This window comes from Halomonas mongoliensis, from assembly GCF_052496345.1.
On record NZ_CP199288.1, the window covers coordinates 495,568 to 509,759 of the forward strand.

The following is a 14,192-nucleotide window of genomic DNA, read 5'->3' on the forward strand; positions in this document are numbered from 1 at the left end:
CTCGGCGTACCGGCAACGGCTGTTGCCGGCACTGCACGCTTCACTGCTCCGCTGGCTCAGGCGCCTTCGCCGGACACCTCGGTTGCCGGAATCCGCCGGCTATCGGCCACCTTGCTGCTCAGGCGAGTCGCCTTCTCACGCTTCTTGCGCTGCACCACCATGGGCGGACACTTGCGGTCGTCGTGATAGGTGATCTGGCAGTCCAGGCAGTAGTGGCACTCGTTGGGGTTGATCCGGCCATCGGGATGGATCGCCTGGATATGGCACTCGTGGGCGCAGATCTGGCAGGGCTTGCCGCACTCCTTGTGGCGACGCAGCCAGTCGAACAGGCGGATACGGGCGGGAATCGCCAGGCCGGCCCCCAGCGGGCAGACGTAGCGGCAGTAGAACTTGTGGTTGAAGGCGCTGATCGCCAGCAGCAGCACCGCGTAGAGCACGAAGCCCCACTCGCGCTGGAACTTGAGCAGCACGGCGGTCTTGAAGGGCTCCACCTCGGCGTAGATCTCCGCCTGGCCCAGGGACTGCAGGGAGACGGCGAACAGCGCCAGCAGGATGATGTACTTGAGCGCCCAGAGCCGCTCATGCAGCGCGAAGGGCAGCTCGAACTGCGGCACCTTGAGCTTGAGGGCCACCGCGCTGATCAGCTCCTGCATGGCGCCAAAGGGGCAGAGCCAGCCGCAGTAGACGCCGCGGCCCCAGAGCAGCAGGGAGACCGCCACGAAGCTCCAGAGGATGAACATCATCGGGTCCATCAGGAAGGTGGACCACTGGAAGTCGGTGAACAGGGCGTTGGCGAAGGTGAAGATATTCACCACCGAGAGTTGGGCCAGGGCGTACCAGCCGATGAACACCACGGTGTAGACCAGGAAGGCGTAGCGAATCGTGTGCAGCAGCCGCGGCCGCTTGGCCAGCCAGTCCTGGAACAGCAGGATGAAGGTGAGCACGCCGAGGCCGGCGCCCAGCACCACGATATGCATGACGCGGTCTTCCCACACCGAGACCCACAGCGGCCGCGCCTCGTCATCCTCGAGCATGGCGTCGGCCACCGGCTCGGGGATCTCCAGGAAGCGCTCGGGCACCTTGAGCTCGGCGGCGAAGCCGACGAACTCGGTGTCCAGGGCGCCCACCTGGCGGCGCACCAGCAGCTCCAGCTCCCAGGGCTGGGCGGGGTCGAAGCGTGCCTCCTCGCGCATGATGAAGATATCGCGCTCGGGCAGACGCGGCGCGCCCTCGGCCTCGACGCCCCACAGGCGGCGCATATCCGCATCGGTGAACTGGTCGGAGCGCGCGCCGTGGTGGATCAGGATGCGGTCGTAGATGCCCCCGCGCACGAAGCCGGAGCCCTTGAAGGAGTAGCGGCCGTCGGCCATGATCGCCAGGGCGTGCTCGCCCTCGGCAAGCCCCTCCATCAGCTGCTCGAACTGGCGCTCGCCGAGCAGATTGCGGCCCACGGTGGGCACGTTCAGGTAGGCGAAGTAGAGGTCGATGAAGGTCTCCTCCTCGCGCCCCTCGGGGGCCGCCTCGACGCCCTCGGCGTCGGTGCCGACGAAGGCCTCGTCCACCTGGCCCCGGGTCAGGTGCAGGTGGCCGATGGCGCCCTGCGCCTTGAGCTCGGCCCAGCTGGCCTCTTCGAAGAGATCCTCGCGCACGGTGGCGGGCTCGGCCACGCCCCCCTCGAGAATCTCCAGCGCCCTGGCCACCTGACGCGCCGAGCGCATGATCCCCTCGCCCATCACCACCACGGTGACGGTGGCGCCGGAGATGGCGTCGACGTGCTCGTAGCCCTCGCGTCGCTGGCGCGACAGGCCCACGCGGACCTTCTGGCGCACCGACTTACCGGCGTACTGCTCGACGAAGTCGTCGAGCACGGTCTCGGGAATGCCCACCAGCATGATCGGCTCGGAGTGGTCGAGCACCTCGACCCCGGTGATGCGCCCCTCCAGGGACATGCCGACGCGCATATTGACCGGGTGCCCCGAGTAGGCCGGGATGGGGGCGATATCGTTGGTCTCGAAGACATAGCCCACCACCTCGCCGTCGCGCAGCACCGGCAGCACCGGCGGCTCCTCGATGGGCTCGCCGACGGCATCCGCTTCGGGAAAGACCGTGGGCAGCCAGTCGGTCGCCTGGGCGGCAGCAGGCAACAAGAACAACCCGATGAGAAGCATGAGGAGCCAGGTTCGAATGAACCGCATTGGATAGATCTCCATGTCAGACACGCGCATTACAATCAACCATGATCTACACGCGACTCAGCATTAGCGCGACCTGCTCCAGAATCGAATAACAGGCACTAACGGAGAAGCACCCAAGTGCTTCAGGTCGCATTTACGAGGGGACAGACATTGGAGTTCTTGTGGGAGGAGACATTAGGGCAAGAGTGACGAGAAAAACATGACCCTGGTCAAAAAATATTGCGCACCAAACTCAGCTGCGACATTTCGACTCCTCTATTTTTATTTTCTCGACATACGGTGTGGCGTTTTGCCTCGGCCTTCACATACACCATGTAAAAAGGCGCGGCGTTTTGCCTCAGCAGCACCAAAATTCTAAAAACAGCGTGGCGTTTTGCCCCACCCCCCACTCTTCATTGTTCGAACAGTTATCCACTGCGACTACTGAGGATAAAACGCGACGCAGGCCGGTGACTCACTTCATTGGAAAGAAAGTATCTATCCATGAGCCTCAAGAGAGAAAGAAAAATAAAATCAATATCTTGAAACAAACCCTCCAGAGAAATTGAAACCCTCAACCACCATCGTCAGTACGTCAGGAGGGCACCTTCCCTGCTAGCCTGCCACTGCACCAGTCATGGCATGGGCGACCTGACAAAAAGCCGCACCCCAGGGAGTCTAAAAACCAGAACGGGAGAGGAGAAGTTTTTCTACGCCACAAAGAAGCAGAGTGTGATAGTTATACCTTGGCAGCGAATCATTACTTATCTACGCCAAGCAAACCTTGCAAAAAGGCAGATGAAAACCTTAACGCCATGCGTATAAAAATTCATGGCAAAGGGCATGGGGAAAGCCAGGCTTCTACATCAAATTACTGCTTCTACACACCCTGCAAGACCAACCATCAGTGGACTCTTACCACCAACCAACCAAACTACCGATGCGACTACCCTTCCGTATTTTTCTATCGGGGCGAGTCATTATCGAGACACGGCATCATGCAGCAGTGGTCTTTCAACTGCCGGGTAGCCATGCCGGCCCCAGCTGACACCTGATGAAAGCACCCAGCGCATCAGAAGCGCCAGCAAGCCCTCTGGTACTCATTGACCTTCCCCATCTTGAAAGGGGTGCATCACCGAGAAAACTGTCGGATACTGCGTGTCGCGCCGGCATTCCCGCGAGGCACTGTTCGTCTGTTGTTGCCCGGCCGGCAACAGCGCTACAAGGTTGTCATCCCCTGTCTTCCCGAGAAACTCTGCCATCCATGCTGACATCCCTCTGGGCCCGCCTGACGTGGGCCGGCCTGTTTCCCGTGGTCCTCGTGACCGCCCTGCTCTACCCGATCTTCAACGCACAGCTGGATGATCGCACCGCAAGGGCCCGGGGGACGGCTGCCACCACACTGGAGGCCGAGTATGAGCGGCTTAGACAGGCTATGAACGAAAGCCTCAATCAGGTGCTGGTAACGGTCGAGTTCCCTCTGCTGCAGCGATACCTGGACACTGTGCAGCAGACGCAGTCTCCGGCGCATGAAGTGGCGCTGCAGCGTGATCTGGAGCAGATGGATGCCCTGTTCCGGAGCCTGCTGACACACTTCGGCCGCTATACGCGCCTGGCCCTGATCGATCAGGCAGGTCGAGAGCGCCTTTCCGCGACCACGATTCCCATGCTGCCCCCCCCTCCGAAGGTGGACCACGCTGACACGGCGCTCTTCGAGGAAGCGACGGCCCTTCAGCCAGGCGACCTCTACATATCACCGCCGCGCCTCGGGGCAGCCGATGGGGATGAGACAGTAACCGCGGCCATCGACATCGCCACACCGGTGTTCACTCCCAGCGGCCGGCGCCTGGGGGTGTTGCTGTTTACCCTGGACTGGTCACGCCTCACCGCTCACCTCGCGGATCCCCATGAGCACAGCGACACCCAGTTCCTACTGACAGATGCCCGAGGCAGCTGGCTGCTGGCCGGCGGCGGCGAGCGAGCGATCCCCTTTGGCAGCGCCCTGGCGACCGAATGGCCCGCTGCATGGCAGGCCATGGCCGCCAGCCCCCGAGGCGAAGCGAAACTGGATAAGCACCTGCTGGGTTTCCACACCCACGATGTCCGCATCCACCACTATCAGAGCCAGGCTGGCATGATCGTCAGCGACCCGGACACTCAGCCTTGGCGGCTGGGGATTGCGGCGCCCCGGCCAACCCTGATGAAGGTACTGATGGAGAGCCGCGGCCAGCTCATGGCCATTGTCCTGGTGTATCTGCTGTCGATCACCGTTGCCGCCCTGTGGACATTCGGCCATTACCGCCAACGCTCCCTGCGACAGAGTGCCCTACTGCTCTCCCGTCAGGCTCGTCAGTACGCCGGCGAGGTCCAGGACCTCTACGAGAACGCCCCCTGTGGCTACCACTCGCTGGACAGCGCGGGGCGGGTCGTCAAGATGAACCGCACCGAACTCGACTGGCTGGGGTATCGCGCCGATGAGATTATCGGCAGGCGCCTCTACCGGGACTTCATCACGCCCGGCAGCCGGGATGCCTTTGATGCCGCCTTCCAGCAGGTGCTGAGCGATGCACGGGAAGGAGCGGCAGAGTGCGAGCTGCTGTGTCGCGATGGCACCACCCTGCCGGTGGCCATCCAGGCAACGGCTCAGGTAACCGCCGCCGGCTTCCAATACAGCCGAGCTACCGTCTTCGACCTGAGGGAGCGTAAACGCCTGGAGGCCAGCCTGGAAAGGCAGGCCATGACCGACCCGCTGACGGGGCTGGGGAATCGGCGCTACCTGGAGGATCAGGCGGCCATGGAGATCGCTCGCGCGCAGCGCAGCGGCGCTCCCCTGAGCCTGATCGCCATCGATCTCGATCACTTCAAGTACATCAACGATACCCACGGCCATGACGTAGGGGACCTGGTACTTCAGGCCTTCGCTGGCACGGCACGCCAACAGCTTCGCAACGGCGACGTGCTATGCCGCATGGGCGGCGAGGAGTTTGCCATCCTGCTGCCCGACACGACCCGTGAGCAGGCCATGACGGTGGCCGAGCGCCTGCGTCAAACGATCGCAGGGACGCCGGTGCAGGTCGGAGAGGAGGTGATCGCTGGAGGGCGCCTGGCCTACTCCGCCTCGCTGGGGGTGACCCTCGTCAGCGCTGGCGAGAGCTCACTGAAGCCAGCAATCAAGCGCGCCGACCGGGGGCTCTACGCGGCAAAAGCGGCAGGGCGCAACCGGACACAGTGGCACGCAGGATGACCCGCTTCCCCCGGGGGGCGTGTTGGTAGTGCAACGACAGCCGGCCAGCGAGTGAACGGGAGGCAGCAGACCAGCAGGAGGACTGCCAGCATCCAGATAAAGAAAAAGCCGCTGATTTCTCAGCGGCTTTTTCGATATTCGTGGCGGAGGGGGAGGGATTCGAACCCTCGAAGCCTTTCGACTTACACACTTTCCAGGCGTGCTCCTTCGACCACTCGGACACCCCTCCACGTTGTAGTTCATGGGCTGGAGGCGCGATGCCTTTCGCTCAAGAACGGCGCATATGTTATCGCCTTAAGTGTTCGATTGCAAGCCGCTTTTTCCCGAAGGGAGGAGCTCGCCGACCGGGACGGGCCGCGCATAGAGGAAGCCCTGGAAGTGACGGCAGCCGTGTTCGCGCAGCCAGCTCGCCTGGGCCAGGCGGATTCCAGCACTACCCGACCTGGGGTCAAGAAGAAGCCGCTAACACCGCGTAATTGCTGCGAGCCTCCAGGCAGAGCACCTCGCCGCACCAGAGCCGCTGGACCAGGGTGATACGCCCCCGCCCCTTCTGGGCCAGCTGCAGGGCGAGGTTCTCGGGCCCCACCTCCGCTTCCGGCTCGCACTCGAAGCGATAGTCGCCGGTGACCGGCGCCAGGAAGCGCTGGCTGGCCTCGGCCACCACCACGTCCCGAGCAAGCCCCCGGCGACGCAGCCAGAGGGTCGTCCAGCACCAGCCCAGCAGGGTGGCCTGGGCGGTGAGGGCTCCGCCGAAGCCGGTGCCCTTGTCGTTGAGGCTGGGCGTCAGCGCCAGCTGCCAGACGAGACGCTGGCCGTCCCGGCGCATCTCGCGGATGCCCAGGTGCTCGACCATGGGAATCGCCTCGCCGAGCCAGGCCAGGAAGCGCTGCGGATCATCCTCCTGGCCCTCGGCGGGCAGCGGGAGCCGCGGGTGGGGCTTGCCGATCTCGCGCATCTATCCCCCCTCAGCGCCAGCGTTCAACGAAGGCGTCGATATCATGCTCGGGAATGGGCTTGTGTCGCCCGCCCAGCTGGCCGAGATAGATGAAGGCTACCACCTCATCCTCCTCGTCGAGCCCCAGGCCCTTGCGGACCGTGGGGTCGAAGGCGTACTTGCCGCTGCGCCACATGGCCCCGAGCCCCTGGGCATGGGCGGCCAGCAGGATGGCGTGGGCGGCGCAACCGGCTGAGATCACCTGCTCGATCCGCGGCACCTTGGGCACATCCGGGGTCACCCTGGCGATCACCGCGATCACCATGGGGGCCCGCAGCGGCTTCTTGCGAGCGGCGTCCAGGGCGGTATCCCCCACATGGGGATCCTCGCGATACTCCGCCTCGGCGAACAGCTCGCCCAGGCGCTCACGGCCCTCCCCGCTGAACTCGACGAAGCGCCAGGGGCGCAGCTCCTTGTGGTCCGGGGCGCGCAGGGCCGCGCGGTAGATCGCCTCGAGCTGCTCGGGCGTCGGCGGCGGGCCCATCAGCTTGCCCATGGAGCTGCGTTCGTGCAGCAGCGTCATCGCATCCATGTCGTGCTCCTGTTAGCGTGAGTTAACGGCACTCTACCCAAGGCGCCTGGCCGGCGCTACTGGCGGGCCAGGCGCAGGGGCTCCGGCGGGCGCTCGCCGGGGGTGCCCCGCCAGGGGCTGATATCAAGCCCGCCCCGGCGCACATAGCGGGCCAGCACCAGCAGCCGCTCGGGGCGGGCGCGCTCGAGCAGGTCCATGAAGATGTGCTCCACGCAGTGCTCGTGGAAGTCCTGGTGCTGGCGATAGCCGATCAGGTAGCGCAGCAGTCCCTCGCGGTCGAGCCTGGGCCCGCGGTAGCGGATCAGCACGCTGCCCCAGTCGGGCTGGCCGGTGACCGGGCAGTTGGACTTGAGCAGGTGCGAATAGAGGGTCTCCTCGACGATCTCATCGCCCACCGTCAGCAGCTCGGCGCTGGGGGTGTAGCGGTCGACCTCGATATCGAGATCATCCAGGCACTCTCCGGGCAGGGAGCGGGGGGTGAGCGCCTCGTCATCGACGGCGAACAGCTCGACCGCCACCGGCGCGCCGGCCGCCGCGGCGAGGTCGCGCTTGAGGATCTCGGCCACCGCCTCGCGGCTCTCGAAGCGGGTCTGGTTGAAGCCGTTGAGGTAGAGCTTCCAGGACTTGGACTCGATCAGGTTCGTCGAGTCCGCGGGCAGCCGGAAACGCGCCACGGCCACCACCGGCTTGCCCCGGGCATTGAGCCAGCTGGTCTCGAAGGCGTGCCACTCGTCCTCGCCGACGAAGGGCAGCGCGCCCTCGCCGATGCCCAGGGGCGCCCGATTGGCGGCCCGGGGAATCGGGTAGAGCAGCGCGGCGTCGTAGCGCTCCGGATAGGCGGAATCGCGCCCCAGGGGCGCGTGTTCGAGGGTCTCGGGGCGATGTTGGCTCATGAGCGAATTCCCTTGCCACGCTCCAGCATCCACAGGGCGATGCTGAACAACACGGCGATGAAGGCGACGACGGCGGCCAGCGCCCAGCCCACCGGGATATCGGAGACGCCGAGGAAGCCGTAGCGGAAGACGTTGACCATGTAGAGGATGGGGTTGAGCATCGAGGCGCCCTGCCAGAAGGCCGGCAGCAGCGAGATGGAGTAGAAGACCCCGCCCAGATAGGTCAGCGGCGTGAGAATGAAGGTCGGCACGATGGAGACATCATCGAACTTGTTGGCCAGCAGCGCATTGATGAAGCCACCGATGGAGAAGAGCGCCGAGGTCAGCACCACCACGCCGATGGTCAGCAGCGGATGGGCGATGCTGATGCGGGTGAAGAAGAGCGACACGATGGTGACGATCAGCCCCACGCCGAGCCCCCGGGCCATGCCCCCCAGCACGAAGCCGGAGAGAATCACCCAGTTGGGCATCGGCGAGACCATCATCTCCTCGATGGAGCGCTGGAACTTGTTGGAGAAGAAGCTCGAGGCCACGTTGGAGTAGCTGTTGGTGATCACCGACATCATGATCAGCCCCGGCACGATGAAGTCCATGTAGCTGAAGCCGTCCATCTCGCCGATGCGCGAGCCGATCAGGCTGCCGAAGATGATGAAGTACATGGTCATGGTGATGGAGGGCGGCAGCAGGGTCTGCGGCCAGATGCGCGTGAAGCGCTTGATCTCCTTCACCACCAGGGTCCAGAGGGCGATAGCGGTCTGCATGGCGTTCATGAACGGGCCTCCGCGCCGGCGGCGGCCTTGTCGCGGGCGTCATTGCCCTGCTCCACCATGGTGACGAACATCTCCTCGAGGCGGTTGGCGCGGTTGCGCATGGAGACCACCTCGAGCCCCTGCGCGGAGAGGGCGCTGAAGGCGTCGTTGATGCGCTGCCCCCGATGGACCACCAGTGCCAGCTGGGCCGGCTCCACCTGGCTCACCTCGAAGCCGGGGACCTCCGGCGGCGCCGCCAGGGGGGCGGCCAGGTCGAGCAGGAAGGTCTCGGTGTCGAGCTCGGCGAGCAGTTCCCGCACGCCGGTGTTGCGCACGATCTCGCCGTGGTTGATGATCGCCACGTTGCGACAGAGGCTCTCGGCCTCCTCCAGGTAGTGGGTGGTGAGGATGATGGTGGTGCCCTCCTCGCGGTTGATGCGGCGCATGTACTCCCACATGCTGCGGCGCAGCTCGATGTCGACGCCGGCGGTGGGCTCGTCCAGGATCAGCAGCTTCGGCCGGTGCATCAGAGCTCGGGCGATCATCAGGCGGCGCTTCATGCCGCCGGAGAGCATGCGCGCGCTGCCATTGCGCTTGTCCCAGAGGCCGAGGTCGCGCAGCAGCTCCTCGGCCCGGGGCAGCGCCTCCCGGCGGGTCATGCCGTAGTAGCCCGCCTGGGCCAGCACGATATCGATCACTTTCTCGAACTGGTTGAAGTTGAACTCCTGGGGCACCACGCCCAGGTGGTACTTGGCCCGGGCAAAGTCACGATCGATGTCGATGCCGAAGATCGAGACCTCTCCGGCGCTCTTCTGCACCAGGGAGCAGACCACGCCGAGGGTGGTGGACTTGCCGGCGCCGTTGGGGCCCAGCAGCGCGAAGAAATCTCCTTCGGCGACGTCGAGGTCGATGCCCTTGAGGGCCTGGAAGCCATTACCGTAGACCTTGGTGAGGCCACGGATGGACAGAGCCGGTTCGGCCATGCGCAATCCTTGATGCTGGTCAGGGGAAGCGGCGGTCATGCCGCAAAGGCATGAGGATATGGGGGCAGGCGCCTGCGGATTCAAGGCGCTGGGCGAGGACGGCCACGGGAGCCGGACACGCAAAAACACCTGCACGGGGGCAAGCATCGAAATATCTGGGGGAGTCGGCTAACTGGGCTTTACGACATGGAGCGGGAAACGAGATTCGAACTCGCGACCCCAACCTTGGCAAGGTTGTGCTCTACCACTGAGCTATTCCCGCTTGTCGAGTACCGCCTGCAGTTGCGAAGTGGCGTCCCATAGGGGGTTCGAACCCCTGTTCCCGCCGTGAAAGGGCGGTGTCCTAGACCACTAGACGAATGGGACGCATGGAGCGGGAAACGAGATTCGAACTCGCGACCCCAACCTTGGCAAGGTTGTGCTCTACCACTGAGCTATTCCCGCTTGATCGCACTGCCTGTTGCTACCGGAGAAGTGGCGTCCCATAGGGGGTTCGAACCCCTGTTCCCGCCGTGAAAGGGCGGTGTCCTAGACCACTAGACGAATGGGACGCATGGAGCGGGAAACGAGATTCGAACTCGCGACCCCAACCTTGGCAAGGTTGTGCTCTACCACTGAGCTATTCCCGCGTTTTCTTGCACTCCGGCACCTTGATGAGTCGAGTGGCGTCCCATAGGGGGTTCGAACCCCTGTTCCCGCCGTGAAAGGGCGGTGTCCTGGACCACTAGACGAATGGGACGCAATGTCTCGGCTCGTCGAGGTGGCGCGTATGTTACTGAGCCACCCGACGGGTGTCAAGCACCTCGCGAAGGCGGTTTTTCGAACGTGAACCCTTTGCCATCAGGGAGTTGACACGACCTGCGGCGGGGGATAAAGTACGCGCCGCTGGCTACGTAGCTCAGCTGGTTAGAGCACATCACTCATAATGATGGGGTCCCCTGTTCAAATCAGGGCGTAGCCACCAGAACCGCAAAACCCGGCGCCTCAGGCGCCGGGTTTTTTGTATGCGCTCGACCAGCGGCGCATCCTGCCTGGCCGGACAGGCTCACGCCAGGTCAGCGCGATTGCAGAAGGCGACGAGCGCACGGGTCAGATATTCCACGTCCCGCACACCCGCCGTCTCACGAATGGAGTGCATGGCCCACTGGGGCGCCCCCACGTCCAGTGTCGGCACCCCAAGCTTGGTGGCGGTGATCGGCCCGATGGTGCTGCCGCAGCCCATGTCGGCACGAGTCACGAAAGTCTGCACCGGCACCCCCGCCTCGCGACACAGATCCCGGAACATGGCCGCAGTAGCACTGTTGGTGGCGTAGCGCTGGTTGGCGTTGACCTTGATCACCGGCCCGCCGTTGAGCGCCGGCCCGTGGGCGGCGTCGTGCTTGTCGGTGAAGTTGGGGTGCAGCGCATGGGCGTTATCGCAGGAGATCATCCGCGACGCCTGAACCAGGCGAATGAAGGACTCCTCCCCTCCCCCGCCGAGCTGCTCATTGACCCGACGCAACACGTCGCCGAGGAAGGGCCCCTGAGCCCCGCAGGCGCTGGCACTGCCCACCTCTTCGTGGTCGTTGGCGACCAGCAGGGCACCCTGCTTACCATCCGAGGCGAGCAGGGCCTCCAGGCCGATAAAGCAGGAGAGCAGGTTATCGAGCCGCGCACTGGCGATCAGCTCGCCCTCAACGCCAACGCGAGCCGGGGGCTGCATGTCATGGAAGCCCAGCTCGAAGTCGAGAATCTCCACCCCGTCAAGACCGTGCTGCTCGGCGACCCAGCCCTTGAGCAGGCGCTCCAGGTCGGCCTTCTCCCCCCCTTGCAGGAAGACCGGCGCCATCTCGGTCTGGGCGTTGATCGGCCGCCCCTGATTGACGTCGCGATCCAGGTGAATGGCCAGGCTCGGAATGATCGCCACCGGACGGTCGACGCTGAGCAGGAGCCCCTGGAGGCGACCGTCGGGATGTCGCACATGGAGGCGCCCCGCCAACCCCAGGTCTCGGTCAAACCAGGGGGCCAGCAGCATGCCGCCATAGGTCTCGACGCCGAGCTGCAGCCAGCCGGCACTGGTCTGGGCAGCGCTGGGCTTGAGGCGCAGGCCAGGGCTATCGGTGTGGGCGCCGATCATGCGCAGCGCAGCGAGCTCCCCTTCGGGCAGCTGCAGGGCAACGATGGAGGAGTCGTTGCGGGTCACATAGACGCGCTCGCCGGGCGAGAGCCGCCAGCCGTCACGCTCGTCCAGGCGACGGAAGCCCGCCGCCTCGAGGCGGGCGGCCATGCTGCCGACGGCATGCCAGGGGGTGGGCGAACGGCGCAGAAATTCGAGCAGGCGCTCGATGAGGTCGTCCTGGGACATGAGATCCTCTACTGACTAACAGGTGTCATGGGATGACGGGGGAAGCTGCTACAATACTCCTTCGGTCCGCGCAACTCGCGGGCCCGAAAAGGGTCAAGGGAACTAGAGTGTACATGAAACCGGGAGTGCTTCATCGATGAGCCTGCTTGCCCACCTGGCACGTCCAGCCGCCGCTCTGGTCGGCCTGCTGCTGGTTGCCGGGGTTGCCCTGGCGCAGCCGCAACCCACCGACGCCCAGCGTCAGGCGGCCGTCGAGGTCGCCGAATCGCTGCGCTATGGCCACTACGCCGACATCAGCCTGGATGACGCCTGGTCGCACCAGGCCTTCGAGCGCTATCTGTCGGTCCTGGACGGCCAACGCGCCTTCCTGCTGGCCGAGGATGTCGACGACTTCCGCCACCTGGAAGCGCGCATCGACGACGCCCTCTTCGATGGCGACCTTAACGATATCTACGCGCTTTACCACCGCTATCACGAGCGCGCCGAGTCACGCTTCGAATGGCTGCTGGAACGGCTCGACGAGGGGCTGAACTTCACCTACGACAGCGACATGCGCCTCGAGCTCGACCGTGACGAGGCCCCTTGGGCCGAGAGCATCGAGGAGCTCGATGAGCTCTGGTTCAAGCGCCTCAAGAACGCCGCCCTCACGCTTGCCATCAGCGGCCAGGACGATGACCAGGTTGAGACCAACCTGCGTCAGCGCTACGAGGGGCAGCTCAGCCGGGTTCGCCAGACCAACGAGGAGGACATCTTCGGCCTCTTCATGGCGGCGGTCACCAGCAGCATCGACCCCCATAGCGGCTACCTCTCCCCCCGCCAGGGCGAGTCCTTCGATATCCAGATGCGCCTCTCACTGGAGGGCATCGGCGCCATGCTGCAGTCCGACGGCGAGTACGTGAAGGTCGCAAGCCTGGTGCCCGGCGGCCCCGCCGACCGCGCCGGCGTGCTGGAACCCGCCGACCGCATCATCGCCGTCGGCCAGGAAGAGGGCGAGATGGTCAACGTGGTGGGCATGCGCCTGGACAACGTGGTTGACCTGATTCGCGGCCCCAAGGGCTCGGTGGTGCGCCTTGACGTGGTGCCCGCCCAGGCGGTGGACATGACCCGGTCGCGGGTCGTCGAGATCACCCGGGACACCGTGAACCTGGAGGATCAGGCAGCTCAGGGCAAGGTGATAGAGATCGAGCGGGATGACGGCATGCACCGCATCGGCGTCATCAAGATCCCCACCTTCTACGTGGACTTCGATGCCTGGCAGGCGGGTGAGGAAGACTTCCGCAGCACCACCCGAGACGTGGCCCGGGAGGTCGAGCGCCTCAAGGAAGAGGGCGTGGAGGGCATTGTGCTCGACCTGCGCAATAACGGCGGTGGCGCCCTGCAGGAGGCCAACTCGCTGATCGGCCTCTTTATCGACCGCGGCCCCACCGTGCAGGTGCGTGACGCCCGGGGCCGTATCAGCCTCTACGGCGACACCGAGGCCGGCACCCTCTATGACGGCCCCCTGGGCGTGCTGGTCAATCGCCTGTCCGCCTCCGCCTCGGAGATCTTCGCCGGCGCCATCCAGGATTACGGCCGCGGCCTGGTGCTGGGCACGCCGACGTTCGGCAAGGGCACGGTGCAGACCCTCAACGACCTGAGCCACGGCCAGATCAAGCTGACCCGCGCCAAGTTCTACCGCATCTCCGGCGACAGCACCCAGCACCGCGGCGTGGAGCCGGACATCATTTTCCCGAGCCTGATCGACCCGGAGCTGATCGGCGAAAGCAGCCTGGACAACGCCCTGGACTGGGATACCGTGCGCTCGGTGCAGTATCGCCACTACGGCGAGCCGTGGCGCCACCTGGAGGCGATCAAGGACCGCCACCGTACTCGCGCCGCCGAGCACCCGAACTTTCGCTACCTGACCGAGCAGGCAGAGCTCAACCGTCGCCTGCGCGAGCAGACCGTCAGCGTCAGCCTGAACCGCGAGCAGCGCCAGCGGGAGGTCGAGGAGCAGGAGGCCGAGCAACTCGCCCTGGAGAACACGCGCCGCCAGGCGCTTGGCCTGGACCTGCTCGAGGAGTGGATTGACGCCCGCGATGAGGAGAGCGACGAAGAGCCGGTGGAGCAGGTCCAGGTGCAGGAGGCCGCCCATATCCTGCTCGACTACGCCCTGCTGGACCCCGGCTACCGCTACGCCCAGCGCAACTGATATCGCCGGCACCGAAAGCCCAACGCGCCGCCCTTCGGGGCGGCGTTTTCATGTCCGACAAACGGGCAGTAGGACACGCCGAATCCCC

9 protein-coding genes and 8 tRNA genes are annotated in these 14,192 nt (G+C 64.9%); 3 read left to right on the plus strand and 14 right to left on the minus strand.

Annotation, left to right across the window (positions count from 1 at the left end; genetic code table 11):
• Positions 1-56: 56 nt before the first annotated feature.
• Positions 57-2,144: a transcriptional regulator NosR gene (gene nosR / locus ACRYRV_RS02250; protein WP_444984090.1), complete on the minus strand. Its 2,088-nt coding sequence runs from the start codon at positions 2,142-2,144 to the stop codon at positions 57-59.
• 1,084 nt (positions 2,145-3,228) lie between these two features.
• Here nosR and ACRYRV_RS02255 point away from each other — a divergent pair.
• Positions 3,229-5,418 (plus strand): diguanylate cyclase, encoded by a 2,190-nt coding sequence (locus ACRYRV_RS02255; RefSeq protein WP_444984089.1) that lies wholly within the window; start codon positions 3,229-3,231, stop codon positions 5,416-5,418.
• Between the two features lie 141 nt (positions 5,419-5,559).
• Here ACRYRV_RS02255 and ACRYRV_RS02260 read toward each other — a convergent pair.
• The 12 genes from ACRYRV_RS02260 to ACRYRV_RS02315 all read right to left on the minus strand — a co-directional run bounded on the left by ACRYRV_RS02260 (position 5,560) and on the right by ACRYRV_RS02315 (position 10,308).
• A tRNA-Ser gene (locus ACRYRV_RS02260) sits at positions 5,560-5,647 on the minus strand.
• Positions 5,648-5,866: 219 nt separating this feature from the next.
• Positions 5,867-6,373: a YiiD C-terminal domain-containing protein gene (locus ACRYRV_RS02265; protein WP_309637496.1), complete on the minus strand. Its 507-nt coding sequence runs from the start codon at positions 6,371-6,373 to the stop codon at positions 5,867-5,869.
• A gap of 10 nt (positions 6,374-6,383) precedes the next feature.
• Entirely contained in the window at positions 6,384-6,944 is a 561-nt protein-coding gene (locus ACRYRV_RS02270) for a nitroreductase family protein (protein WP_253450784.1), read from the minus strand.
• A gap of 56 nt (positions 6,945-7,000) precedes the next feature.
• Positions 7,001-7,837 carry an NADPH-dependent 7-cyano-7-deazaguanine reductase QueF gene (queF, locus tag ACRYRV_RS02275; protein ID WP_444984088.1) on the minus strand — a complete coding sequence of 279 codons (837 nt, stop codon included), beginning with the start codon at positions 7,835-7,837 and terminating at the stop codon, positions 7,001-7,003.
• Positions 7,834-8,607, minus strand: coding sequence for an ABC transporter permease (locus tag ACRYRV_RS02280; RefSeq protein ID WP_253450779.1), 774 nt, complete (start codon positions 8,605-8,607; stop codon positions 7,834-7,836). Before ACRYRV_RS02280 ends, queF begins: the two co-directional genes overlap by 4 nt.
• Positions 8,604-9,569 (minus strand): ABC transporter ATP-binding protein, encoded by a 966-nt coding sequence (locus tag ACRYRV_RS02285; protein WP_309637493.1) that lies wholly within the window; start codon positions 9,567-9,569, stop codon positions 8,604-8,606. The genes ACRYRV_RS02280 and ACRYRV_RS02285 overlap by 4 nt, the downstream gene beginning before the upstream one ends.
• 187 nt (positions 9,570-9,756) lie before the next feature.
• Positions 9,757-9,831: transfer RNA gene (locus ACRYRV_RS02290), tRNA-Gly, on the minus strand.
• 28 nt (positions 9,832-9,859) lie between these two features.
• Positions 9,860-9,935: transfer RNA gene (locus ACRYRV_RS02295), tRNA-Glu, on the minus strand.
• 3 nt (positions 9,936-9,938) lie between these two features.
• A tRNA-Gly gene (locus ACRYRV_RS02300) sits at positions 9,939-10,013 on the minus strand.
• Between the two features lie 31 nt (positions 10,014-10,044).
• A tRNA-Glu gene (locus ACRYRV_RS02305) sits at positions 10,045-10,120 on the minus strand.
• A gap of 3 nt (positions 10,121-10,123) precedes the next feature.
• Positions 10,124-10,198 (minus strand) — tRNA-Gly (locus ACRYRV_RS02310).
• 34 nt (positions 10,199-10,232) lie between these two features.
• Positions 10,233-10,308, minus strand: a tRNA-Glu gene (locus tag ACRYRV_RS02315).
• Between the two features lie 148 nt (positions 10,309-10,456).
• On the opposite strand from ACRYRV_RS02315, the gene ACRYRV_RS02320 reads away from it, so the two are divergent.
• Positions 10,457-10,533 (plus strand) — tRNA-Met (locus ACRYRV_RS02320).
• A gap of 81 nt (positions 10,534-10,614) precedes the next feature.
• Here ACRYRV_RS02320 and ACRYRV_RS02325 read toward each other — a convergent pair.
• Positions 10,615-11,913: a M18 family aminopeptidase gene (locus tag ACRYRV_RS02325; protein ID WP_444984087.1), complete on the minus strand. Its 1,299-nt coding sequence runs from the start codon at positions 11,911-11,913 to the stop codon at positions 10,615-10,617.
• A 136-nt stretch (positions 11,914-12,049) separates the two neighbouring features.
• On the opposite strand from ACRYRV_RS02325, the gene ACRYRV_RS02330 reads away from it, so the two are divergent.
• The gene (locus tag ACRYRV_RS02330; protein ID WP_253450770.1) at positions 12,050-14,104 is read left to right on the plus strand and encodes a carboxy terminal-processing peptidase; all 2,055 of its coding nucleotides are present in this window, start codon (positions 12,050-12,052) and stop codon (positions 14,102-14,104) included.
• Positions 14,105-14,192 lie beyond the last annotated feature (88 nt).